The organism is Robiginitalea aestuariiviva (assembly GCF_029537735.1).
Lineage (GTDB): Bacteria > Bacteroidota > Bacteroidia > Flavobacteriales > Flavobacteriaceae > Robiginitalea > Robiginitalea aestuariiviva.
This window is the reverse complement of record NZ_JARPUQ010000003.1, coordinates 173240-198215: the sequence shown is the minus strand read 5'-3', so window position 1 is coordinate 198215 and position 24976 is coordinate 173240. Positions and strand designations below refer to the sequence as shown.

The window sequence follows — 24976 nt, the reverse complement described above, 5'->3', positions numbered from 1 at the left end:
CCGCCATGACACAATTCGACATCGAAGAACAAATAGAAGAACTGGCCGGGGGCGAGTTCGAACGCCAACCCGTACCCGCCTCCCGTCTGAAAGGCTGGAAAAGCTTCCTGGGTATGTATGCCGGGGAGCACGCCGCCGGTACCGAATTTGTCATTGGCCCCCTGTTTTTGACCACGGGAGTCAGCGCCTTCGACCTGATTGTGGGCCTGCTCCTGGGGAACCTGCTGGCGGTGCTCTCCTGGAGGTACCTTACTGCAGAAATTGCGGTAAAACATCGCCTCACCCTCTACTACCACCTGGAGCGGATCTGCGGCAAAAAACTGGTGATTGGCTACAACCTGGCCAACGGCATCCTCTTCTGTTTCCTAGCCGGGGCCATGATTACCGTTTCGGCCACCGCCGTGGGGGTTCCCTTTAACATGGAGATGCCTAAACTGACGGATACCCTGCCCAATGGCCCCACCTGGGTCATTATTGTCCTGGCCATCGGGGCCGTGATTTCCCTGATTGCCGCCAAGGGATATGAAACCGTTTCCAAGGCCGCCAACTGGATGTCGCCCTTTATTGTACTGGCCTTCCTGGCCTGCGGTATCGTGGCGCTGAAGCAACTCGGAATCGGGTCTTTCGGGGAATTCTGGGACATCTGGGGCGAAGGCTCCGAGCCCTTTCCCGGACAGGTGAAATACACCTTCTGGCACGTGGTGATCTGGTCCTGGTTCGCCAATGCCGCCATGCACATCGGGATGTCCGACCTTTCCGTTTTCCGCTTTGCGCGCAAGGCCAATGCGGGGTGGACCACGGCCGCCGGCATGTACGTGGGCCATTATATGGCCTGGATTGCCGCCGCCCTGCTTTATGCGGTATACCTGCGTACCCCGGAGGCCCAGGCCGTGCTGCTGGGCGGGGATGCCCCCACGGTAGCCCCCGGCCCCCTGGCTTACAGCGCCATCGGGTTCTTCGGGATCATTGCCGTGGTGCTGGCCGGATGGACCACCGCCAACCCGACCATCTACCGGGCCGGCCTGGCCTTCCAGGCCATCCTGCCCAAGGCCTCTACTTTCTGGGTGACCCTCCTGGCCGGGGGCATTGCCACCATTGCCGGGTTGTTCCCGGCCTTTGCCATGAAGTTATTGGATTTTGTGGCCCTGTACGGCTTTATCCTGGCCCCGGTGGGCGCAGTCATTGCCTTTGAGCATTTCTTTGGCAAACGCGCCGGGATTATCCCCAATTATGCGGAGTACCACGGGCTGGGCATTAGCCGGGCCGTACTGCTGGCCTGGGGGATCAGCGCCATTGGCGGATACCTGATCTCGGTCTCCTTTGGCATCTTCCTCTCGTTTATGACGCTGCCGGCCTGGATCCTGAGCGGGTTGCTCTTTTTGTGGTTCAGCCGCCTGGCCCACCAAAAACCGGCTTAGCGCATCACCTGAAATACATAGCGGCCACTGCCCAGGGTCATCTGTACCTGGCCGCCACCTCCGCGGATCTCCCGGATGCCCGGGCGGGGTTTCAGGCGTTTCCCGTTAGCCCTGACCTGCTTCAGGCCCCTGGCCGGTAAGGTCAGGGAAGCCGTGGTGTTGGGCGGGACCACAACGGTATAGACCACCGCCCCATCCTGGATTTCCCACCCGCTTTCGATGCGGCCGTAAGGGCTGTCGTAATACCCGCGGGCAAAGGTCATGGAACCATCCGGGTCCGGTACGGGGGCCAGCACAAATTGCCGGAAGCCGGGGCCGTCTTCCCCCCTGCGGATCCCCAGAGCGTAATTGTACATCCAGGCTGCCACGGCCCCGAAGGAATAGTGGTTGAAGGAATTCATGCTGTTATTCCCGCCAAAGCCGTCTTCCAGGGTGTAGGAGTTCAGCCGCTCCCAGATGGTGGTCGCCCCGTTGCGTACCGGATAGAGCCAGGAGGGATAGTCTTCCTGTTGCAGCAGGCGGTAAGCCTGGGCATGCCGGCCGGTTTCCGAGAGGGCATGGTTCAGGGAAGCCGTGCCTATAAAGCCCGTCATCAGGGAATATGCGGGGCGCATAACGCCCAGGTCGTCCCGGTTCTCCCGGGCCACTGTGGCTTCCAGGTGGCGTGCAGCGCCCTCCCGGTGTTCCGGGGCAAAGACCCCAAAGTGCAGGGGAATGGCATAGGAGGCCTGCGTATCGACCAGATCCCCCGGTTGAGGCGGCTGATACCCGGGTGGCGGGGGGCCGAATAACCGGCCGGCCACCCCACTGTGGCGAGTTTGATGGGTTTCGGGGTCTACATAAGTGCTGTTGAAGAACGCCCTGCGCTCTGCGGCCCGGGACGCATACCGGGCTGCATCTTCGGGTTTTCCTAAAAGGCGGGCTGCCTGGGTCATGATATCGAGGTCCCGCACCTGGTAGGCGGTCCAGAGCAGGGTGTTGTCATTCCGGCTGCCTTCCGGGCTGAGCCAGTCCCCCAGGGGGCCTTCATCCAGGATCCCCGTTTGTGTGTCGGTCCGGGACTCCAGGAAGGCCAGGTAGGCGGCCATGGCCGGATAGTGATCCTCCAGGATGCGCACATCTCCGTACTGTCGGTAAACCTCCCAGGGCAGGATCATACCCGCGCTGCCCCAGAGGGTACCTCCAAAACCACCGCCTACGGGAGCCACGTCGGTAAAACGGCCATCTTCCCGCTGGATGTCGCGCATAGCCAGCAGGTGGCGTTGCAGGAAAGGGGCCACGGTGGCCAGGTAGGTAGCCGCCTGTGAGAAGACGTTGATGTCCCCGCTCCACCCCATCCGCTCATTGCGGGCAGGGGTATCTGTGGGGATGGAGAGGAAATTCCCCCGAAGGGACCAGGTGATGTTCTCCCAGAACCGGTTAACCAGGGGGTTGGAGGTCTCAAAATGGGAATCCAGGTGGGGCACGGAACTCACCACCCGGCCCCGGACGGCTTCCAGGGGCGGGGGTTGCGGGACTCCGCTAAGCTCCAGGTAGCGGTACCCGTGGAACGTGAACCGGGGGCGGACCTGTTGGGGTCCCCCCTTTAGGATCACCAGGTCCTGGGTAAGGGCTGCCCGGATATTCTCCAGCATCACCATCCCCTGCTGCCCTTCGTATTCCGGCAGGTCCGGATAGCGCACCTCGGCATAGCGCAGCACCAGGGTATCGCCAGCCTGCCCCCCGCTCAGGTCAATTTCCGGCACGCCCACCATATTCTGCCCCATGTCGTATACCCAGACCCCCGGGCGCACCTCCTGCACCGATTGAGCCGTAAGTGTCCTAACGATAGCCGGCGGGTCCCCGATCTGCCCGATCATTTGCATGTTATCGTAATCCAGGCCCGGGTACGCAGTTCCCGCAAGCGGGACCGCTGCGGCCGACCCCCAGGCCGATGCGTCAAAGCCCGGCTGTGACCAGCCCGCCGTTTCGGACTCCAGGCGGGCATCGTAAACCTCGCCCTGGAAGTAGCTGCCATAGCGCAGTGGGCCTTCCGTATAGACGTCCCACTGCTCCGGGGAGGTCACCAGAGTGCTTTCCGTCCCGTCTTCATAGGTAATCCGCAACAGGGCCCGGAAAGAAGGCCGGTCTCCGAAATAATTCCAGTTTTCCCCGCTATAGGTAATGTTCCCGGCCCACCAGCCTTCGCCCAGCCAGCTGCCCAGCACATTCTCGGCGTTTTGACGGATCTGGCCGGTCAGGTCGTAGGTTTGGTACTGTTGGTGGCGGTTGTACTGGGTAAGGCCCGGGGTGAACCAGGCCTCCCCGACCCGCTCCCCATTCAGGTGGGCTTCGTAGATACCCCGTGCCGTAGCGTAGAGGCGGGCGCTACGGATGGGTTTGTCCGGGGTGCGGAAAGCGGTACGCAGTATGGGGGCGGCGTGGTGGCTGGGGTCTGCGGCAATCAGCAACCCTTCTGCCTGCCCGGATAAACGAATGCCCTCCGGTTGCAGGACCGCCCCGGGGCCGAGGGCCGGGTTAAAGATGCCCCCAAAGTCATGGGCTTTCGAAAACAGCAGGTTGGCCGGTTCCCGGAAATGCCGGATGGCATACTCGGTTACTATAGCCTGTTGCCCCGGGCGCATCCAAAACCCGATATCGGCCACCATGGGAAAACTGATAAAATTATTCCCCGAGCCTACCGGATTTACATTGAAACCGGGCGGTGCATAAGGGCTGCGCGGCCCGTCCACACCCACTTCGTTATCGGGGCTAGTCCCGTCCACAAAAAGTTGCAGGATGCCAAAATTGGATTTCAGGTACAGGGTGTGGGGTTCGTACTGGTTGGAAGCGTTCACCAGGCCTTGCGGGACCTCCAGGCTTTTAAAGGGCTCTTCGGGATCGTCCCCCGGGGCATACCCCACCCGGTACAGGTGCAGCTTGGCATGGCCTCCCTCCGTTTGCAGGCCGGAAATATCCAGCTCCAGGGCCAGGTAGCTCTGGTTGCGCCCCTGTTGTACCCCCTGTATATTGTAGTCCCGGTGCATCAGCCGCATATCGTTGGCACCAAAAACAAAGGCGGCCCGGGTACTGCCCGAGGCCTGGTCCAGTTGCAGGCCCAGTTCCAACTGGAATACGCTCAGGTAGTGGGAATAGAGTTGGAGGGCCTCGGGGCCGGCGCCTATCCACTGGGCCCCTGCCCAGCGGTTCGATTCCGGATCCGGGTCCAGCAGCCCGGTTTCAAACCAGGAATCAGCCCGCAGTTCCTGCCCGTCCCGGGTCCATACCGAAAGAGCCCAGCCATAACGGGTAAAGGGTTGCACGGCTGCTCCTGTATAGGGAATCAATACAGATTCGGCATCCGTCACACGCCCGCTGTCCCAGACCTCCTGCCCATTTGCATCAGCTACCCGAATGCGGTACGCCTCCTGATAGTGGTCATGGCCCTGCTGCGGATCCTCCATCCGCCAACTGAAGCGGGGAGCGATTTCATCCAGCCCCAGGGGGGTGGTCAGGTATTCCGTCTGCAGGCCCGTTACCTGTAATTGCCCCCGGGCAGAGATACCAAAGCAGATCAGAGTGGCTGCAATCAAAAAGGTCGGAAGGCGGAAAATGCTCATGGATAGGGTATTTGATTTAAACAAGGATACAGCAGGGAAGGGAAAGGCCCGTTCCGTACCGTTCGGAGCGGGCATGCCGGAATCCACTGGAATCCGTATCTTCTGATGCTTCATAAAGATAAAAAGGAATGTTGGTACGCGTCATTACTATTACCCTGTTGATGGGCCTGCTCTGGGGATGTGGTCGGCAAACCCCGGATACCTCCAATACTGACACAAATAAATCCCTGGATTACACCAAACTCCAACTGCCCGAAAAACCCAATATCCTGTGGCTGGTAGCCGAGGACCTGAGCCCGCACCTGCCCGCCTTTGGCGATTCCACCGTGGTTACCCCTAACCTGGACCGCCTGGCGGCCCAGGGGGTGCGCTACCCAAACTTTTTTTCCCCCTCCGGGGTATGCGCCCCCAGCCGGGCAGCCATAGCCCTGGGGATGTACCCGACCCGTACCGGCGCTATGCACATGCGCACCGGCCCCTGGTATGCCCCCAACCCGGACCCTCCGGCTACCTGGGGCGAAAACCGCCCGGTGTATGAAGCCCTGCCCCCTGCCGGCACCCATATGCACAGTACCTACCTGCGGGCCGCCGGGTATTACGCCACCAACAACGCCAAACAGGACTACCAGTTTCGGGTGGAACTGACCGCCTGGGACGAAAGCAGCCGCTCCGCCCACTGGAGGAACCGGCCCGATGCCAGGCAACCGTTCTTCTCCATTTTTAATTTCGAAGTCACCCATGAATCCCGGATCTGGGCCAAGGCACAGGATTCCCTTTGGGTACCCGAAAACCTGGAAGTACCCGTACCGCCCTACCTGCCCGATACGGAGGTAGTGCGCCAGGACCTGCGCCGCATGTATTCCAATATCCTGGAAATGGACCGCCAACTGGGGGAAATATTGGACCAGCTTGAAGCGGACGGCTTGCTGGATAACACCATTATATTTTTCTACGGAGACCATGGCGGGCCACTGCCCAGGTCAAAGCGCACCCTGTACGATACGGGGCTCAGGAGCCCGCTGATTGTGCGATTCCCCGGCGGGCAAATGGGCGGCATGGAAGACCCACAACTCTTGAGCTTTCTGGATTTAAAACCCACCCTGATGTCTTTGGCCGGCACCCCGTCCCCGGCCAACCTGGATGGCCGGGCCTGGCTGGGAACCTATACGGATTCGAATCCCAGGGCCTACCTGCATGCGGCAGCAGACGACTTTGACGGCAGCAGCCATGGCCGGCTTCGGGCCGTGCGCGACCAACGGTATAAGTATATTCGGAACTACCTCCCGGAAAAACCGTCTTACAATGATGTGCCCTACCGCAAACAGATGCCGAGCATGCAGGAGTTACTGGCGCTGAAGGAAGAAGGCCAGCTGGATTCCATCCCGATGTTGTGGTTCGGAACCCAGGATAACCCGGAAGCCCTGTACGACACCTGGCAGGACCCCTTTGAACTCCGCAACCTGATCCGGGAGCCCCATCTGGCTGGCATTCGCGATACGCTGCGGGCCGAAATGGACCGATGGATTGCCCATACCGGAGACCTGGGGATGATGCCGGAAACCGAATACCTGACACAAATCTGGCCCGAAGGGCAACAGCCGGTAACCCAGCCCCCTACCTTGTCCGTGACAGATGGCAAAATTACCCTGACGTCCCCAACGCAGGGCACAGCCATCGGCTACCAGTGGCTGGCTGCCGGGGAAACCCCTGCAGCTTCCTGGCAGGTGTACCAGGGGCCGATGCCCATAGAACCCGGTAAAAAACTGGTGTACCGGGCCCACCGGATCGGGTACCTGCCGAGCGTGGAAGTGGGACGGGAATTTTAGGGTAGGTGTTTGGGGGCGCCCCCCCTACCGGGAAGGTATCCCGTAGCCCTGCAACCTCCTGGCATTTGGCCCACAAAAAAAAGGGGCAGATACAAGCCGTGTATCTGCCGCTTTTTATAAGGAAGCTACCCCTAACCCAGCGCTTTGCGCGCTTCCCGGTCCGGGTCGTTCAGGGCCTCGCAGGTATCGTCCAGGATCATAACCTCCCCGTTTTCCACGGTATACTCCGGCCATTGCGGCAAGCCCGGGGTATTGGGGTTGCCGGTGCGCATAAACTGCAGCAGGGCATCGGACATTTTTTCGGCCAACATCCGCGGACGGCTACCGCCCCCCGTGTGGGTCAGCATCAGGTCGGTATTGTAAAACCAGAAACAGATGTCCAGGCAGTGGAAGGCCCGCATCCGCCCGTTAAACATATCGGGCTCCCACCCGAACCAGGCGGCGTACACCGGCGCCCCCTGTACTTTTTTGGCATTGGCGGTGCTTACCACCCCCTGCCGGTTGCTGGCAATCAGGCACATGATCTCGATGGGCTTGGCCTCCGGGAATACGGCGGCATAGGCGTCGTAGATTTCCGGGGCACGCTCACCCATCCCACCGCGGATCCCCGCCCGGGTTTTGAGCATTTCCCGGGCCGCATCGGCGGTGATCTCCTCCATGTCCGGATCGGTTCGGGACATGGCCCATTCGTGGAAGGTGCTGCTGATAAGCATGGGTACTTCTGCGGATACCCCGGAGGCTTCGTTATAAAACGTGCCTTTGGGGATATGGACCCCGTCCGCCACCGGGCGGAACCCACCGCGGAACCCGCCGGCCGAGCCGGTTTCTTCCGATAACCTGGCCTGGGCCCTTCCGGCCAGCAACAGGTATTCCTTCCAGGGGATTTCCTGTAATTGATCTATTTCCGAAGGCTGCAGCCCGGCTTCTTCCAGCACATACGCGCCCAGTTTACGGGCGTAGTCCTGGTCCAGGGCTTCGGTGGAAGACCCGCTTAAGGGTACCACCTTGTGCAGCAGGCCGGAGGCGGCCGGCATGGCCGCCAGGGTACATACCTTGGCGCCGCCCCCGGACTGCCCCATAATGGTCACATTGCTCGGATCGCCGCCAAAATTGGCGATATTTTCGTTTACCCATTCCAGGGCAGCCACCATATCCAGGGCGCCTACATTTCCGGAATCCCGGTATTTCTCACCCCCAACCCCGGAGAGGTCCGAGAAGCCGATAGGCCCCAAACGGTGGTTGATGGATACAAAGACCACATCGCCTTTACGGCTCAGGTTTTCCCCCATATAGCCGTCCTGTTCAATGGCATTGCCGTTGCGGAAGCCGCCCCCGTGATACCACACCAGGACCGGCCGTTTGCCGCCGTCCGCCAGGGCCGGGGTCCAGACGTTGAGCTTCAGGCAATCCTCGCTCACATCGTCATAATTCCAGTGGTCTGCGTAGGAATAATACGGGTTGGCATAGCGGTTGTCCATAATCTGGGGGGCGGAATTGCCCCACCAAAGGGCCGGGCGTACGCCTTCCCAGGGTTCCGGTGGCTTCGGGGCCATAAAGCGGTTGGCACCCCCGGTATCGGCTCCGTAGGGGATGCCCCGGAATTGATAGATGTCGCGAAGCAGGAACCCCTGCACCTGCCCGTATACGGTATCGGCTATGGCCGTATCGTCCCCGATAAACAGGATTTGCCCGTCGGCAGCGGGAGCCGCCTGGGCCGTTTGGCACCCGGCGGCGGACAGCCCGCCCACCAGGCCCATCCCGGCGGCACCGGCGCCCATGGTCTGTATAAAATGTCTTCGGTTGGTTTTCATGGTTAGAAGTTTTTACAACGGGCTTCCCCTCCCGGGGAGCCAAGCAAAAAGGTACAAAAAATCCCCGGATAAATGTGCGTTTTACACGCTAAATGGCTACTTTGGAAGGACGGGATAGAGAGGTGCTCCCTTTTGCCCCGGCATCAAACCGCCACCATGAAAGACAAAACACTCCGCAGCCAGGGGTGGTTCGGCAAAAAAGGCAAGGACGGGATCATTTACCGGTCCTGGCTCCGCAAGAGCGGGGTCCCCTCCCATGCCTTCGACGGACGGCCCGTGATCGGGATCTGCAACACCTGGTCCGAACTCACCCCCTGTAATTCTCATTTTCGCGAACTGGCCGAATGGGTCAAAAAAGGGATCCTGGAAGCCGGGGGCTACCCCTTCGAATTCCCCGTAATGTCCCTGGGCGAAACCCAGATGAAACCCACCGCCATGCTCTATCGCAACCTGGCCGCCATGGACGTGGAGGAAAGCATCCGCGCCAACCCTATGGATGGGGTGGTGCTGCTTTGCGGTTGCGACAAGACCACCCCGGCCCTGGTAATGGGAGCCGCCAGTGTGGACCTGCCATCCATTGTGGTCTCGGGCGGGCCCATGCTTACCGGGCACTACCGCGGGCAGCGCATTAGCACCTCGGACGTTTGGCGCTTTAGCGAGGCCCAGCGCAGCGGGCAGATGACCGAAGCCGAAATGGAGGTGGCAGAAGCCGGCATTTGCCGGAGCGACGGGCACTGCGCCGTAATGGGGACCGCCTCTACCATGGCCTGTATGGTGGAAGCCCTGGGGCTTTCCCTGCCGGGGAATGCGGCCATCCCTGCCCCGGATGGGAACCGGAAGGTCCTGGCACGGGCCTCGGGGGCCGAAATTGTACGTATGGTCCAGGCAGACCGCAAGCTTTCCGACCTGCTTACCCGGGAAGCTTTTGAAAATGCCATCCGGGTCAATGCGGCCGTGGGCGGGTCCACCAATTTTGTGATCCACCTGCTGGCCATAGCCGGGCGCGTAGGGGTCTCCCTGGAAATGGACGACTTTGACCAGTTTTCCCGGGGCATCCCCCTGCTGGCCAACCTGCAACCCTCCGGCGACCACTTCATGGAAGACTTTTATTATGCCGGGGGCTTACCCGTGGTGATCCGGGAACTCCTGCCCCACCTGCACGGGGATGCGGTTACGGCCAACGGGAAAACCGTGGCCGAAAACGTTGGGGCGGCCGAGGGGTATAACGACCAGGTAATCGCCCCCCTGCAAACCCCCTTTAACCCCATTTCCGGGGTGGCCGTGGTGCGGGGCAACCTGAGCGAAAACGGGGCGGTCCTGAAGCCTTCGGCAGCTACCCCGGGGCTGATGAAACACCGGGGCAAGGCCGTGGTGTTCGAAGACATAGACGATTACAAAGCCCGCATAGACGACCCGGACCTGGAGGTAGACGCCAGCAGCATCCTGGTACTGAAATACGTAGGCCCCAAGGGCTACCCGGGTATGCCCGAGGTGGGGAATATGGGATTGCCTCCCAAACTGCTCGAAAAGGGGGTTACGGACATGGTCCGCATCTCGGATGGCCGGATGAGCGGTACGGGGTTTGGGACGGTAGTCCTCCACGTTTCGCCCGAGGCCGCCGAAGGCGGTACCCTGGCCATTGTGCAAAACGGGGACACCATAGTCCTGGACGTGGAACAACGGCTGCTGCACCTGGAGGTGCCGGAGGCGGAAATCGCAGCCCGGAAGGCGGCCTGGAAAAATCCGGAAACCCCTGCTACCCGGGGGTATGTGGCCCTGTACCAGCAACATGTGCAGGGGGCCCACCTGGGGGCAGACCTGGACTTCCTGCGCGGCAGTTCCGGGAGCGAGGTTACCCGGGATTCCCATTAAAATCGAAAGGAAATGAACCTGAAGAACAAAACCGCGATCATCACTGGGGCCGGGAAGGGCATCGGCCTGGAAATTGCCCGCCAGCTGGTGGAAGCCGGAGCCAGGGTCTGGCTGAACGACCAGGACCCGGACCTGTGCGAAGCGGCCTGCGCGGAAATAGGCAGGACCTGTTATCCGGTACCCGGAGATTGCAGCCAGCCGGAGGTGATCCGGGCCCTTGTGGCCGGGCCTGTGGAAGCGACAGGACAGTTGGACATGGCCATTGCCAATGCCGGAGTAACCCATTTCGGGGATTTTCTGGACTATCCCAGGGCCGATTTTATGCGGGTGATGGAGGTGAACCTGGCCGGCACCTACTTTCTGGCGCAGGGGGCCGCCCGCCAGATGAAAGTCCAGGGAACAGGCGGGTCCCTCTTGTTTATGTCGTCGGTAACGGGAATCCAGGCCCACAAAGCCCTGAGCGCCTACGGGATGACCAAGGCGGCTATCCAATTGCTGGCCCGTACCCTGGTGATCGAACTCTCGCCCCTGGGGATCAACGTGAATGCGATTGCCCCCGGGGCCACCAAAACCGAGCGCACCCTGGAAGACCCGGATTACGACATTACCTGGTCCCGCCTCACCCCCATGGGACGCCCGGCCACCGTAGCGGATATTGCCAAAGCCGCCCTGTTCCTGGTCTCCGACCAGGCACGCCACATCACCGGGCAAACCCTGGTGGTGGACGGCGGGTGGAGCGCCGTGAGCCCCTCACCTTTTGAAACCCCATAACCATGTTCCGACTGGACCAGAAACACGCTTTAATTACCGGGGGCGCCAAAGGCATTGGCCGCGCCATAGCCACTCTTTTCGCCCGGCAGGGTGCCCGGGTAAGCCTGCTGGATATAGATACCGGTCAGGGCAACGCCCTTGCGGCAGCCCTGAAAAAGGAAGGCCTGCAGGCGGTATATATCCCCTGCGATCAGGCTTCCCTGGAAGCGGTACAGGCGGCTGCGGAAGCCCAGCCTAAGGCCTGGGGCCCGCCGGATATCCTGGTGAACAACGCCGCCGTTTCCCATATCGGAACGGCAGAAAGCACCACGCCGGAAGACATGGAACGCCTGCTCAAAATCAATATTCAGGGGGTATACCATATGCTGCACGTTTTCCTGCCCCTGATGAAGGTTCGGGGCGGGGCCATCCTGAATATGGCCTCGGTTGCAGCCAACGTGGGGCTGTCCGAGCGCTTTGCCTACAGCGCCACCAAAGGGGCCATTGCCACCATGACCCTCTCGGTGGCCAAGGACTACCTCCCCTTCGGGATCCGATGCAACAGCATCTCCCCGGCCCGGGTGCACACCCCCTTTGTAGACGATTATTTAAAACAGCATTACCCGGGGCGGGAAGCGGAAATGTTTAAGGCCCTTTCCGCCACCCAGCCTATTGGCCGCATGGCCCGGCCGGAGGAAATTGCCGCCCTGGCCCTGTACCTGTGCTCGGACGAGGCCGGTTTTGTGACCGGCACCGATTTTCCCATAGACGGCGGCTTTAAAACCCTGAATACCTGATGGCCACACCCCTCCCGCCATACCAGGTGGTACTGCCACACCGATGTACCCTGGGGGAAGGCCCCCTATGGGACGCCCGCACCGGCACCCTGTATTGGGTAGATATCCTGGAAAGCCAACTGCATTCCTACCGGCCGGCTTCGGCCCAACACCAGACCCGTAACCTGGGCAGCCTGGTGGGGGCGGTGGCCCTGACCCAAACCCGGGCCCTGCTGGCCGCATTGCAAAACGGGGTGGTGCTCCTGGACCCGGACACGGGGGTGCAAGCCCCATTGGCCCACCCGGAAGCCCGCTTATCCGGCAACCGCTACAACGATGGCCAGGTTGGTCCGGGCGGGCGGTTCTGGGTCGGAAGCATGGCCCTGGACGAAGCCCCGGGGGCCGGGGCCCTGTACCGCATAGACCCGGACGGGACGGCCCACACCATGGTAGAGGGCGTAGGTATTTCCAACGGCCTGGCCTGGAGCCCGGACCACGGCACTTTGTATTATATCGACAGCCCGGAGCGGGCGGTTTTTGCCTTCGATTACGACATGCAGACCGGTGCGCTTTCCCGGCGCCGGGTAGCTTTTCGAATCCCCGAAAAGGAAGGGGTGCCGGACGGGATGTGCATCGATACGGAAGGCATGCTCTGGATTGCCCACTGGGACGGCTGGCAGGTAGCCCGCTGGAACCCGCATACGGGTGAAAAACTCCTGGGGGTGCCCCTGCCGGCCGCCCGGATTACCTCCTGCTGCTTTGGCGGGGCCCATTTGGACGACCTCTATATCACCTCGGCCCGGATAGGCCTGGACCCCGCAGCCGGGGAGGCCCAACCCGAAGCCGGCGCCCTCTTTGTTTTACCCGGTTGCGGCTTCAGCGGCCGGGAACCCTTCCGCTTTGGCGGGCCCTTCATACCTGAAAAACCATGAAACTGATCCGATTTGGCTCACCCGGGGCCGAAAAGCCGGGCATCCTCCACCAGGGCGTGCGCCTGGACTGTTCCACCCAATTCCCGGATTGGGACCGCAACTTTTTCAACAGCGGGGGCCTGCCCCGCCTGCGCGCCCTGCTCGAAAGCGGGGCCCATCTGCCCGAAGTACCCGAAAGCGAACGTTGGGGGGCGCCCGTAGCCCGCCCGGGGAAGGTGGTGTGCATCGGGCTCAATTATTCGGACCACGCCGCCGAAAGCGGCATGCCCATCCCGGAAGAACCCATCCTGTTCCAGAAAGGCGCTAATACGGTGGTAGGGCCCTACGACCCCATCCTGATCCCTCGGGGAAGCACCAAAACGGATTGGGAAGTAGAATTAGGCATCGTGATCGGGCAGGACGCCCGTTACCTGGATTCGGAAGCCGATGCCGCGGCTTGCATTGCAGGATACTGTATTTCCCACGACGTATCCGAACGGGCCTTCCAACTGGAACGCGGCGGGCAGTGGACCAAAGGCAAATCCTGTGATTCCTTCAACCCCCTGGGGCCCTGGCTGGCCACCCCGGAGGAAGTGGAAGACGTCCAGGACCTGGAAATGGCACTCGCTGTGAATGGGGTGCCCATGCAAAAGGGCAACACCGCCACCATGGTCTTTGGCTGTACCTACCTGGTGTGGTACCTGTCGCAGTTTATGACCCTGGAGGCCGGGGACCTGATTTCTACCGGCACGCCCCCCGGGGTGGGGCTGGGTATGAAGCCCCCCCAATACCTGAAGGCAGGGGATGTGGTGGAACTGACCATTGCGGGCCTGGGCCGGCAGCGGCAGGTGTGCCGGCAGGCCTGACCCGGGGGCATTACATCGGAAAATCGAACGGGCTGGATTCCGGTTGGGCCAGATCCCGGAAACGCGTTTGGTACAGGGCAGTATTAAAATCGGCCTTGGCCGGGCCCAGGACATGGTGTACAGCACAGGGTTGAACTTCACTGCATTCGCGTATGCCCAGAACACAAGCTTCCACGCTTTCTTTCCCATCTATAACCCGGACCACATCCATAAGGGAGTGTTCCAGGTTGGCTGCATTGAGGTAAAACCCCCCTCCCCTTCCCTTGGCCGAGGATACCAGGCCATGGCGGGATAGGGTTTGCAACAGCTTGGCCAGGTAGGCCTCGGAAACCCGGATTTCCTGATACATATCCCGCACCAGAACCTTATTGGCTTCGGAAGACTGCCGTACCAGGTAGATCACAGCTTTAATTGCAGATTTGGTGGATTTTGAAATCATGATACGGGTAGGAATCGTTTGCGAAGATTAAAAGATGTTTTTGTCCTTTTTATGAGAGATATCATGTTTTGGGTTTTTATCAAAAGATACATTTGTCCTAAAATAAAAATATCCATGAAAACAACCTCATCCCTAGGAATTCTTTGGGTGGCCGCCCTCCTGCTGGGTTGCGGTGGCAAGGCCGAAAAGCCCACTGATGACTTTAGCATCCAGCGGCAGAAGGCCCCTGCCGCCACTGAAACCCCAGCTCCCGAAACCACCCAGGCCAAGGCCTCCGAACGGGTAGACCTGACCAACAAAGGCGTTGGGCCCATCACCTCGGTAACCCTGCCGGCGGAAGTCGATACCGACCTGGCCGCCCAGGGCGAGGCCGTATTCAATCAGATGTGTCTGGCCTGCCACCGGGTAGGCAAGCGTTTTATCGGGCCGGCCCCGAACAACATCCTGGAACGGCGCAGCCCCGAATGGGTGATGAACATGATCCTGAACCCGGAAGTCATGGTGAATGAAGACCCCCTGGCCCGGGACCTGCTCATGGAATTTAACGGCTCGCCCATGGCCAACCAGGGCCTTTCGCAAGAACAGGCCCGCGCCGTACTGGAATACTTCAGAACCTTAAAATAATCACCTATGAAAACCATTTCCAAATGCATGTTTTTGCTTGGGGGGATGCTGCTGTTTCTGATGCTCGGCTGCGGGCAGCAGAATAAGGAGGCATCCACCGCCAACGCCCCTGCAGCCGAAAATGCCACGGCTGCCGAGAAAACCAAGGGACAGGCCTTTATTGAAGGCGACGTAGGCAAACCCAATGTGCTGCAGATAGCCCTGGGCTCCCAGGACCACACCACCCTGGTGGCTGCGGTACAGGCCGCAGACCTGGAGAATGCCCTGGTCAATGCCGGCCCCCTGATGGTCTTTGCGCCCACCAATGCGGCCTTTGACGCCCTGCCCGAAGGGACCGTGGAAACTCTCCTGAAACCGGAAAACAAGGACGCCCTGGCCAACATCCTCAAGTACCATGTAACCCCGGGGAACTACAGTAAGGAATTCCTGAAGAAATTCCCCAAACTCGGGCAAGCCAACAACCAGTATGTAGACGTTACCGTGGAAGGGGACGACGTCTTTGTGGGCGGCGCCAAAATCCTGGCCAGCGTGCCTGCCGGGAATGGCATTGTACACGTCATAGACAAAGTCATGCTTCCCCCAACCGAAGAAGAATAGCAAACCTTAAAACACCTGATATGAAAAATAGATTTTATTCCCTGATGGGCGGGTTAGCCGCCCTGCTAACGGTGTTCGCCTGCGGCCCGACCCAGGAGGGCAACGCAGGGGCGCTAACGTCCAACGCGGCCGAACGCGTTTACGTGGCCCCGGGCGAGCACGACCAGTACTACGCCTTTATCTCCGGCGGCTTTAGCGGGCAGCTTTCCGTGTACGGCCTGCCCTCCGGAAGGCTCTTTAAGGTGATCCCCGTATTTTCCCAGGATGCCGAAAAGGCCTGGGGGTACAACGAGGAGACCAAACCCATGCTGAACACCTCCCACGGTTTTGTGCCCTGGGACGATTCCCACCACCCGGATATTTCCCAGACCAACGGGGAGGTAGACGGCCGCTGGGTCTTTATCAATGGCAACAACACCCCCCGGATTGCCAAGATCGACCTAAGCGTGTTTGAAACCACCGAAATCATCGAAATCCCGAACAGTGCCGGGAACCACAGCTCCGCCTTTGTGACGGAAAATACCGAATACGTGGTGGCCGGTACCCGGTTCTCCGTGCCGGTGCCCCAGCGCGACATGCCCATTAATGAATACAAGGGCAATTTTAAAGGGGCTCTCACCTTTATTAGCGTAGAACCGGAACACGGGCATATGGACATCGCTTTCCAGCTGATGATGCCCGGGTTTGACTACGACCTCTCCCACCCCGGCCGCGGAAAAAGCCACGGTTGGTTCTTCTTCTCTACCTACAACACCGAAGAGGCCAACTCCCTGATGGAGGTAAACGCCTCCCAGAACGACAAGGATTTTATTGCGGCGGTAAACTGGAAGAAAATCGAGGAATACGTGAAAAACGGCGGCGGCACCCTAATGCCGGCCAACTACGCCCATAACGTCTATGACGACAACACCCATATGGCCACCTCCACCATGGAGAAGGAAGTGCTGGTGGTGAACCCGTCCGAAGTACCCGGGGCCGTCTTCTTGCTGCCCACCCCCAAATCCCCCCACGGCTGTGATGTAGACCCCAGCGGGGAATACATTGTGGGCGCCGGAAAACTCTCTGCAGACCTGACCGTCCATTCCTTTACCAAGATGCTGGACGCGATCGAGAACGAGAAATTTGACGGGGACGCCTATGGCATCCCGATCCTGAGCTTCGAAGACGTGCGTGCCGGTACGGTAAGCCAACCCGGCCTGGGGCCCCTCCATACGGAGTTTGACGGGCAGGGCAACGCCTATACCACTTTCTTCATATCTTCGGAAGTGGTGAAATGGAAACTCGGTACCTGGGAAGTCCTGGACCGCCAGCCCTGCTACTATTCCGTAGGGCACCTGATGATCCCGGGCGGCAACTCCCGCAAACCGTTTGGCCAGTACCTGGTGGCCATGAACAAGATCACCAAGGACCGCTACCTGCCCACCGGGCCGGAAGTGACCCAGTCTGCCCAGCTGTATGACATCAGCGGCGGCAAGATGGAACTGTTGCTGGACTTCCCCACCGTTGGGGAACCCCACTATGCCGCCGGGATTGCTGCGGACATTGTGAAAGCGCGCTCCAAAAAGATCTTTGAATTGCAGAACAACAACCACCCCTATGGCATTAAATCCGATGCCGATGTGCGGGTGGAACGCGACGGCCGGGATGTGCACATCTATATGTCCACCATCCGCAGCCACTTTAACCCGGATAACATTGAGGGTATCCGGGTGGGAGACCGGGTCTATTTCCACGTGACCAACCTGGAACAGGACTACGATGTGCCCCATGGCATATCCATGATTGGCGCCAATACCTCCGAATTGCTGATCATGCCCGGACAGACCGAAACCTTTGTCTGGGAACCCAAACAACCCGGGGTATGGCCGTTCTACTGTACGGACTTCTGTTCTGCCCTGCACCAGGAAATGCAGGGATATGTTCGGGTGTCCCCGGCCCAGAACGCACCGGAACTGAGCTGGTCCCTCGGGGAATAGCCCGCCCGGCAAATCCGTATGAACCAGGGGCCGGCTCCGGCCGGCCCCTTTATTTTTGAACTGTAAACCCACGGCCATGAAAAAATCCCGCATCCTGATGTTCCTGGGCGCCCTGCTCCCCCTGCTGCTCTTTGTCTTCCCCCTGTGGAAGATTACGCTGGAGGCCCCGCAGTACCCCACCCCCCTGGGGATGTACATCTACATTGACGACTTTGCCGATGCCAACCCCCACGACATCAAGAACATCAACCTGATGAACCACTATGTGGGCATGAAGTACATCCCGGATGCCATCCCGGAGTTCCAGATCTTTCCCATCGGCATCCTGGTTTCGGTCCTGATCGGCCTGCTGGTGGCCTGGAAAGCCCCCTCCCGCTGGTACCTGTTCTGGTTCCTGCTTATGATAGCCGTGAGTACGGCGGGGCTTATCGATTTCTACCTCTGGGAATACGAATACGGCCACGACCTGGACCCCAAGGCCATTATGAAATTTACCAACCCGGACGGCTCTGTGATGGGGTTCCAACCGCCCTTTTTCGGGTCTAAGGACATCCTGAATTTCCGGGCGCATTCCTATCCGCAATTAGGAGCCTACAGCCTTGGTCTGGGCATCCTGCTTTCCCTGGTGGCCTATGTTGTCGGGCGTAAGGAAGCCAAAACCCCTGTTGAATCCTGAGCCATGAAACTGCAATTCCTGATCCCCTTAACTCTTCTCATGCTGGGCTGCAGCGTAAAACCCAGGCCCATCCGCTATGGTGCGGACGCCTGCCATTTCTGCCGGATGACCCTGGTGGACCGCCAGCACGCCGCCCAGATGGTCACGGCCAAGGGCAGGAATTACACCTTCGATGCCATTGAATGCCTGGCCGACCAATTGGGGCAGATGCCGGATACCGAAATGGCCTACCTGCTGGTTGCGGATTATGCCCACCCGGGGGAACTAACCCAGGCCAGTGAAGCCACCTACCTGGTTAGCCCCGGTATCCCCAGCCCCATGGGGGCCTTCCTGAGCGCCTTTGCCCAGGAGGCAGATGCCCGGGTTGCCCATGAGCGGGAAGGCGGCACCCTGTATACCTGGGCTTCTCTCCAAACCTACCTCAATACCCGGCAACGATGAAACCCCTGACCCTCCTCCTGTTTTTACTATGCCTGCCCGGGCCTGCCCGGGCCCAGGTGCTGGAGGTGTGCGCAAGCTGTCCGCTGCCCACGGTAGCGGCCGGATTGGAACAGGCGGCACCCTACGATACGGTTTGGGTACGCTCCGGGGTATACCGGGAAAGCGGGCTGCGCATTGAAAAACCCCTCACTCTTATGGGCGAGGCCGGGGCTGTAATCGACGGGGAACACCAGGGGGAAATCATGCAGGTGGCCTCGGATTCGGTAAGCGTACTGGGGCTGCACCTGCGCAATGTGGGGGTGAGTTATACCCAGGACCACGCCGCCCTTCGGGTGATCAAAAGCAAATATTTCCGCCTGGAAAACCTGAAACTCGAAGGCCTGTTTTTCGGGATTTACCTGGAAAAATCCAGCCAGGGCCAGGTCTGCAACAACCAGATCCTGGGGGATGCCAAGGAAGAATTCAACTCGGGCAACGGCATACAACTCTGGTACTGCCAGGATGTGGAAGTGAGCGGGAATACGGTGCATCGCGTGAGGGACGGGATCTACCTGGAATTTTCGGACCGCATTCAAATTGCCGGCAACATAAGTTCGGGGAATGTGCGCTACGGCCTGCACTTTATGTTTTCCAACCACGACACCTATACGAATAACCTCTTTGAGGACAATGGGGCCGGGGTGGCCGTGATGTTTTCCAAAGACATTGAAATGGTGGGCAATACCTTCCGCAAGAACTGGGGAACCGCCAGTTTTGGGTTGCTGCTCAAGGAAATCAACGATGCCCGGATTGCGGGTAACCGCTTTGAGGAAAACACGGTGGGCATCAGTATTGAAGGCTCCAACCGCATCGAATATCTCAACAACGATTTCCGGGCCAACGGCTGGGCCATCAAGGTGCGGGGCGCCTGTTACACCAACCTTTTCAGCGGCAACAATTTTATGCACAACTCCTTTGACGTTTCCTACAACAGCAAGGTAAATGATAACCGGTTTGAGGGGAATTACTGGAGCGCGTACTCCGGCTATGACCTGGACCGCAACGGGTATGGCGATGTTCCCCACCGCCCGGTAAAGCTCTTTTCCTACATTGTGAACCGCACCCCGGAAACCCTGGTGCTGCTGCGCAGCCCCTTTATGGACCTCATCGATTTTTCAGAGCGGGTATCCCCGGTCTTTACCCCGGACAACCTCCTGGACCCCGAACCCCTAATCCGCCCCAGGCCATGATCGAAATTACCAACCTTCATAAGCGTTTTGGGAAAAACACCGTACTGAGCGGGGTTAACCTTTCCCTGCAAGAACCCGGCATCCATGCCGTACTGGGCCCCAACGGCTCCGGTAAAACCACTCTTATCAAAAGCATCCTGGGGATGGTGTGCCCGGACCAGGGCAGCATCAGCATCGGGGGGCAACCCACAGGGGGGCAGTGGCTGTACCGCAAGGACCTGGGGTACCTGCCGCAGATTGCAGAATTCCCGGGCAACCTCAAGGTAGGGGAACTGTTCCGGATGATTGAAGACCTGCGCCAGCAGCCCGCCGCCCCGGAACCCCTGGTGGAGCGCTTTGGCCTGCAGCCCTTCCTGAATAAAAAACTCAGCACCCTTTCCGGGGGCACCCGCCAGAAGGTGAACCTGGTGCTCACTTTTATGTTTGAACCCCCGGTGTACATCCTGGACGAACCCACCACCGGCCTGGACCCCGGCGCCCTGATTGCCCTCAAGGAACTGATCCGAACCCGGGTGGGCAGCGGGGCCCTGTTTTTGATCACCACCCACATCATGCCCTTGGTGGAGGAGATGGCCCAGTCCGTAATTTACCTGCTGGAGGGCAAGGTGTATTTTGAAGGCAGCCTGAAAACCCTGTATACCCTTACCGGGAAAACCCATGTAGAACCGGCCATTGCGGCCATAGCAGCCCGCCACCATGTTTAAGATAGTCCGCTACAGTTTCCAGGATTTACTGCGCAGCCGGTGGAGTTATGTCTATTTTGCCTTCTACCTCCTGCTGGGCTTTGTGATGCTCTTCCTGAACCACGACCTGGCCAAAGGGGTAATCACCCTGATGAATGTGATCATTATCCTGGTGCCCCTGATTGCCACCATCTTTGGAGTGATGTACTACTACAGTTCCCGGGAATTCACCGCCCTGCTGCTGGCTCAGCCCATCAGGCGCAGCCGTATCTTCCTGGGGCAGTACCTGGGGGTGGCCGGCTCCCTTTCCCTGAGCCTGGTATTGGGCCTGGGGTTGCCCTTTGTGCTGTACGGGCTGTTTCGAAGCCCGGCCATCTGGGATTTTGTATTGCTGCTGGTCACCGGGGTTTTCCTGAACCTGATTTTTACCGCCCTGGCCTTTCTGGTGGCCCTTTCCAACGACAACCGCATTAAGGGCTTTGGCTATGCCGTATTGCTCTGGCTTTTCCTGGCCGTGGTGTACGACGGCATTTTTCTGCTATCCCTGATCCTCTTTGAGGAATATCCGCTGGACAGTTTTGCCCTGGGGGCCACCCTGTTGAACCCCATTGACCTGTCCCGCACCCTGATCCTGCTGAAGCTGGATATCTCTGCCCTTTTGGGCTATACGGGGGCCGTTTTCAAGGCCTTTTTCGGGACCTCCCTGGGGATGTTGGTATCGCTGGGGGTACTGGGCCTGTGGACGGCAGCCCCGGTAGCCGCTTTGGTCCGCAAGGCCCGGCATAAGGACTTCTGAAGGGGAAGGGTTAAGGCGTAAAGATCCACCAGACAAACCCAATGATCAGGGCGGCGCCCACCACCCCACCTACATAGGCCATGATTTCGTAGTAGACGGCACGGCGCGCGCGGCAACGGATTTTCGCTTTTACCCGCTGCAGTTCCAGGGGGCTGATTTCCCGGAATTCCACAGCCGTTTTGCCGGAAACCTCATAAAGCACATCCTTCAGTTCCCGGATCTTGCGCTTTTTCAAGAGCGCCCGGTTGTTTTTAAAACTGGTGATGGCCCATGTCATGCTGCCTTCGCCTCCCATCTCGGAACTTTTAGTATCAGTATGGACCTGCAGTGAATTGTTACAACAGGCCGTTTCTCCGGGTTAGCCCGGAAGGGGCTGCCCAAAGGTGAGCAGGTTATGGTCCGGGTCCAGCAGGGAGAATTCCCGCTGCCCCCAGGGTTTGTCTTCCAACGGCCCGTTGGGGTGAATAGATACCCCGCGCTCTTGTACATCCCGGTACAGTGCATCGATCCCCCGGGTTCGGATATACACCTGTCCGTAATTTTCCGGGGGATCCAAATCTTTAAAGGCAAAGAAATGGATTTCCACCCCGCCCCGGCCCATCATCAGGTAGTCGGGGTACTCCCCCAATAGGGCAAAACCCAGGGCTTCGTAATAGGCCCGGGTCTGCGCCGGGTTGCGCATGGGGAGTTTGGGGCAGATTTGCAGGAGTTCGGACATAGTTGCTAGGGCTTTTCGGGATATTAATCCCTCATGAAAGGTAGTGCATACCGCATGGAGTTCATCAGGAGGAAAGTACAATTTTATGGTAATTCTTGGGAACGTTCCTGAACCCATACGGTCGGGGTCATGGCAGTTCCTTCACCTGATAGATGCGGGACCATGCCGTGGCCCGGCCGGGCTCCAGGGCAATGGCGTGAAACAGCTCGGGGCTGATCACATGCCCCCACCCCCAGAGGTTTACCTTGGCTGGGGTAAAATTCCCCTGTTCGGACAGGGCCAGCCCGTGCCCGGAGTGCTCCAGTATCCATTGGGCCGTAACGGCCTCCCCCCCGGACAGATGGCTGAAGAAAAAAGGATCCTTGGGCGTCCCTTTTAAGCTGAGATCCTGCGTACCCAACAGCACCTTTCCTTCGGGGTTTACGGTTTCTTCGAAGCTATCCGGGCGCAGCGCAAAGGGAAACCGAAGCCGGTATTCCGGGCCTATCAGGGCCTGGCCAATGGCAGTAAAATTGTGGTTGTATTCGGTGGTGCGTATGGGCCTCTCCCCGGTGTTTTCCAGGCGGTACTCCAGGGCAAACCCATGGGCCAGCAGGCGGATGGTTTTGTGCAGTACATAGGCATAGCCCAGCGCCATTTCGGACCGGCAGACCAGTTCCAGGCGGTCGGCCGCAGACTGTACCTCGAAGGCAGCGGGCTGTACCGGGTAGGTTTTAAGGAAATCGTAGGGGCCTTCCCCTTTTTGCAGCAGCCCCACCCCGATCTTGTGGAACCACCCCCCTATAGGCGCCTCCCCGTACCCCAGGGCGCCTTCAATGCCAAACTCGTTGTAAAACCCCCAGCCCAGGCCCTCCGGGTGGGGTGCATCCCGCTGTTCCGCCCCGCAAAGGGAAACCCCACGGTATTTCACTTCCCGGATTTTCCCGGTCCAGTCAAAACGGGTGGCCTCATACCCTTCCAGGGGCAGGTCAATCTCCAGTTCAATGTTGGAATTTACGAGGTGGTGGGGCATAAAGGTGTAGAAATGACCAAATCCGTTTTGGGAAACTATCCGAGGTTGTGGATAAAAAGCAAGGAATAGATCAGCGCGAAAAACACAAACAGGAAGTTCATGCCATAGCTCCCAATCCTAAAGATGGTTTTTTGTGGAATTTGATACATCGGATAGTAGGCGAACTGCGTAATCACTTTTCCAATCCAATACGCGCCAATCAGTCCAGTCAGGGCCAGGGCTAAATGGGATTGGTTCTTTAAATCGGAGGGAATAAGGAGGGCAATGAGCCCAAACGTAAAATTTAACCCCTGAATATATCTTCCATATGTTTTTGCGATTTCCTGATTCAGGGGTTTAAGTTTTTTAACATCGTTATACCAGTCAAAAACACGGTGTCGGATATAGGGATAAATCAGGGCTGTAAATATTTGGCCGATTCCCCCTGCAACAATAATGGCATTCGGAATTTGGATTTCCATAGGTGTTTGGTTATCACTATTGTTTACTGAATATACATTGGAAAACGCATAGACTCCTCAACAGAGGATTAATTTCAATGGCCTTTACTCCATTTGTCCCAAAGGTAGTAATACTCCCAGGAGGCAGAGCAAAGGTAAAGGCCTCCAATTGCAAATCGAAGTTAATACCCGGGGCACGGGACGGACCAGGCACAGCCATTGAACCATATATTTTTTACTGCGCCAACAACCGGTAATGCCAGCGGGTACCATTCTCCTCCCATTGTACTTCAAGGTAGAGCCTTCCCGAGGGATTTCGCCTCGCTGGTGCTCGGCGCAATCCTGGGCAGCCCTCGTTGCAAATAGAAAAGCGAAGCGCTGGCGCGCTTCACGCCTTTTATTTTCCGACCCGCTTACAAGAGCAAGCTCTTGACGCGGTCTTGAAAATAAAAAGCGATTTGCTTTCGCAAATCGCTTTTCTGCTTGGTCGGGATGACAGAACTTCGAAATGTCTTTTATATTAGTAATATACAATATATTATGAAATTTTTATTGAAGAGGTAACCGAATTGGTAACCTTTAAATTACTAATAAATGAATGGAAATAATGCTAAAATAACCACTATTCAAATCGGAAACTTTCCAGTTCATATCTGTCCGACTTCCAGGAGAGGTTACAATTAGGCTTATTAGTCTTCTTCAGTAGGATTCTCCAAGGAATTTAAAAATTTCTCCAATATTCTAATTGTTTCATCATCAGGCTCAAAATTTAATGACTGATTTAGTTCCGAGAATTGAATAGTGCCTTTAATTATTTTATTCTTTTTCATCCTTTAATTAAACTTTGTGATCAGTAATATCTGACCATAATTGTTCCCGAACCTTTGAATTGATTCTAGACTGCGGGTGTGGAACGCAGTAAAATTTATACCTGTTAAAGAGTCTACCGCGGTATGCAAAACTTCTCCTGCCATTAGTTGATTTTTCAAATCTTTCCAAATTTACTAACGCTTCGTGCCTCATTAGAACATTTACACCTGTGGTTCCCATTAAAATGGCAACCCTAGGCTTGATGTAGTCGACATATTTTTCGAACAATGGTAATGATAAGGACCAGTCCTTGTCTGTAAGCGGTTTGGTTGTTGGTGTCCGGAAAAAGCAAAGGTTTGAATAATTTAATTCGTTTTCGTTCTCAATATTCAAATATTTGGTGAAATACTTTCTACTCGTTGACATGAAATTCCAGTTGCGATTGGCTTTATCTGATCTGGGATATTCTGATTGGGTATCTATGTCGTCACCGCCCCAATTCAATCCGAAAAGTAAGGCCTTATATTTCTGAATTGGGGTTTCGCAAATAGCATAATTCCAATTGAAACCTCTCTCCTTCTGAAAACTATATATGGGGGATTGCTTAAAAATTGTGTCGGTTTCCCTAAGAAGAGAGTAAAAGAACTTTTCTTCTGTCATCCTTTATTTGAACTTTTTAACGGTTTGTATATGAAGCGTAGCCAGC

Annotated in this window: 23 protein-coding genes; 15 read left to right on the top strand and 8 right to left on the bottom strand. The window is 58.0% G+C overall.

Annotated features, from left to right (window positions below):
* Window positions 1-5: 5 nt before the first annotated feature.
* Window positions 6-1418: a purine-cytosine permease family protein gene (locus OZ410_RS13500; RefSeq protein WP_277708543.1), complete on the top strand. Its 1413-nt coding sequence runs from the start codon at window positions 6-8 to the stop codon at window positions 1416-1418.
* Here the strand turns inward: OZ410_RS13500 and OZ410_RS13495 are convergent.
* Window positions 1415-5017, bottom strand: a complete 3603-nt coding sequence (locus OZ410_RS13495) for a family 78 glycoside hydrolase catalytic domain (RefSeq protein ID WP_277708542.1) — start codon at window positions 5015-5017, stop codon at window positions 1415-1417. The two genes, OZ410_RS13500 and OZ410_RS13495, sit on opposite strands and share 4 nt — an antisense overlap.
* Before the next feature lie 128 nt (window positions 5018-5145).
* Between OZ410_RS13495 and OZ410_RS13490 the strand changes: the two genes are divergently transcribed.
* Window positions 5146-6843, top strand: coding sequence for a sulfatase family protein (locus OZ410_RS13490; RefSeq protein WP_277708541.1), 1698 nt, complete (start codon window positions 5146-5148; stop codon window positions 6841-6843).
* A gap of 131 nt (window positions 6844-6974) precedes the next feature.
* On the opposite strand, the gene OZ410_RS13485 is transcribed toward OZ410_RS13490, so the two are convergent.
* Window positions 6975-8600: a carboxylesterase/lipase family protein gene (locus tag OZ410_RS13485; protein ID WP_420917764.1), complete on the bottom strand. Its 1626-nt coding sequence runs from the start codon at window positions 8598-8600 to the stop codon at window positions 6975-6977.
* Window positions 8601-8810: 210 nt separating this feature from the next.
* Here OZ410_RS13485 and OZ410_RS13480 point away from each other — a divergent pair, with 210 nt between their 5' ends.
* From OZ410_RS13480 to OZ410_RS13460, 5 genes are read left to right on the top strand one after another with little or no spacing between them, the layout of a single operon-like run.
* The gene (locus tag OZ410_RS13480; protein ID WP_277708539.1) at window positions 8811-10526 is read left to right on the top strand and encodes an IlvD/Edd family dehydratase; all 1716 of its coding nucleotides are present in this window, start codon (window positions 8811-8813) and stop codon (window positions 10524-10526) included.
* Window positions 10527-10538: 12 nt separating this feature from the next.
* The gene (locus OZ410_RS13475) at window positions 10539-11297 is read left to right on the top strand and encodes an SDR family NAD(P)-dependent oxidoreductase (protein ID WP_277708538.1); all 759 of its coding nucleotides are present in this window, start codon (window positions 10539-10541) and stop codon (window positions 11295-11297) included.
* Between the two features lie 2 nt (window positions 11298-11299).
* Window positions 11300-12073: an SDR family NAD(P)-dependent oxidoreductase gene (locus OZ410_RS13470; RefSeq protein WP_277708537.1), complete on the top strand. Its 774-nt coding sequence runs from the start codon at window positions 11300-11302 to the stop codon at window positions 12071-12073.
* A complete protein-coding gene (locus OZ410_RS13465; RefSeq protein WP_277708536.1) occupies window positions 12073-12984 on the top strand; it encodes an SMP-30/gluconolactonase/LRE family protein in 912 nt (303 codons plus the stop codon). Before OZ410_RS13470 ends, OZ410_RS13465 begins: the two co-directional genes overlap by 1 nt.
* The gene (locus tag OZ410_RS13460) at window positions 12981-13829 is read left to right on the top strand and encodes a fumarylacetoacetate hydrolase family protein (protein ID WP_277708535.1); all 849 of its coding nucleotides are present in this window, start codon (window positions 12981-12983) and stop codon (window positions 13827-13829) included. The genes OZ410_RS13465 and OZ410_RS13460 overlap by 4 nt, the downstream gene beginning before the upstream one ends.
* Before the next feature lie 10 nt (window positions 13830-13839).
* Here OZ410_RS13460 and OZ410_RS13455 read toward each other — a convergent pair whose 3' ends face one another.
* A complete protein-coding gene (locus OZ410_RS13455) occupies window positions 13840-14268 on the bottom strand; it encodes an RrF2 family transcriptional regulator (RefSeq protein WP_277708534.1) in 429 nt (142 codons plus the stop codon).
* 114 nt (window positions 14269-14382) lie between these two features.
* Here OZ410_RS13455 and OZ410_RS13450 point away from each other — a divergent pair, with 114 nt between their 5' ends.
* The 8 genes from OZ410_RS13450 (at window position 14383) to OZ410_RS13415 (ending at window position 21290) form a co-directional block, all read left to right on the top strand.
* On the top strand, window positions 14383-14892 hold the full coding sequence (locus OZ410_RS13450) for a c-type cytochrome (protein ID WP_277708533.1): 510 nt from the start codon (window positions 14383-14385) through the stop codon (window positions 14890-14892).
* A gap of 6 nt (window positions 14893-14898) precedes the next feature.
* The gene (locus OZ410_RS13445; RefSeq protein ID WP_277708532.1) at window positions 14899-15489 is read left to right on the top strand and encodes a fasciclin domain-containing protein; all 591 of its coding nucleotides are present in this window, start codon (window positions 14899-14901) and stop codon (window positions 15487-15489) included.
* Window positions 15490-15533: 44 nt separating this feature from the next.
* Entirely contained in the window at window positions 15534-17465 is a 1932-nt protein-coding gene (gene nosZ / locus OZ410_RS13440) for a Sec-dependent nitrous-oxide reductase (protein WP_420917763.1), read from the top strand.
* A gap of 76 nt (window positions 17466-17541) precedes the next feature.
* Entirely contained in the window at window positions 17542-18141 is a 600-nt protein-coding gene (locus OZ410_RS13435; protein WP_277708530.1) for a hypothetical protein, read from the top strand.
* Between the two features lie 3 nt (window positions 18142-18144).
* Complete coding sequence (locus tag OZ410_RS13430) at window positions 18145-18582, top strand: nitrous oxide reductase accessory protein NosL (protein WP_277708529.1); 438 nt, start codon at window positions 18145-18147, stop codon at window positions 18580-18582.
* Window positions 18579-19811: a nitrous oxide reductase family maturation protein NosD gene (locus OZ410_RS13425; protein WP_277708528.1), complete on the top strand. Its 1233-nt coding sequence runs from the start codon at window positions 18579-18581 to the stop codon at window positions 19809-19811. The genes OZ410_RS13430 and OZ410_RS13425 overlap by 4 nt, the downstream gene beginning before the upstream one ends.
* Entirely contained in the window at window positions 19808-20515 is a 708-nt protein-coding gene (locus OZ410_RS13420; RefSeq protein ID WP_277708527.1) for an ABC transporter ATP-binding protein, read from the top strand. Before OZ410_RS13425 ends, OZ410_RS13420 begins: the two co-directional genes overlap by 4 nt.
* Complete coding sequence (locus OZ410_RS13415; RefSeq protein WP_277708526.1) at window positions 20508-21290, top strand: ABC transporter permease; 783 nt, start codon at window positions 20508-20510, stop codon at window positions 21288-21290. Before OZ410_RS13420 ends, OZ410_RS13415 begins: the two co-directional genes overlap by 8 nt.
* Window positions 21291-21300: 10 nt before the next feature.
* On the opposite strand, the gene OZ410_RS13410 is transcribed toward OZ410_RS13415, so the two are convergent.
* From OZ410_RS13410 to OZ410_RS13390, 5 genes are all read right to left on the bottom strand, one after another.
* Window positions 21301-21585, bottom strand: coding sequence for a hypothetical protein (locus tag OZ410_RS13410; protein WP_277708525.1), 285 nt, complete (start codon window positions 21583-21585; stop codon window positions 21301-21303).
* 63 nt (window positions 21586-21648) lie between these two features.
* Window positions 21649-22008 (bottom strand): bleomycin resistance protein, encoded by a 360-nt coding sequence (locus OZ410_RS13405; RefSeq protein ID WP_277708524.1) that lies wholly within the window; start codon window positions 22006-22008, stop codon window positions 21649-21651.
* A gap of 127 nt (window positions 22009-22135) precedes the next feature.
* Window positions 22136-23020 carry a hypothetical protein gene (locus OZ410_RS13400; protein WP_277708523.1) on the bottom strand — a complete coding sequence of 295 codons (885 nt, stop codon included), beginning with the start codon at window positions 23018-23020 and terminating at the stop codon, window positions 22136-22138.
* 35 nt (window positions 23021-23055) lie between these two features.
* Entirely contained in the window at window positions 23056-23481 is a 426-nt protein-coding gene (locus OZ410_RS13395) for a hypothetical protein (RefSeq protein WP_277708522.1), read from the bottom strand.
* Between the two features lie 816 nt (window positions 23482-24297).
* Window positions 24298-24930: a uracil-DNA glycosylase family protein gene (locus tag OZ410_RS13390; protein WP_277708521.1), complete on the bottom strand. Its 633-nt coding sequence runs from the start codon at window positions 24928-24930 to the stop codon at window positions 24298-24300.
* Window positions 24931-24976 lie beyond the last annotated feature (46 nt).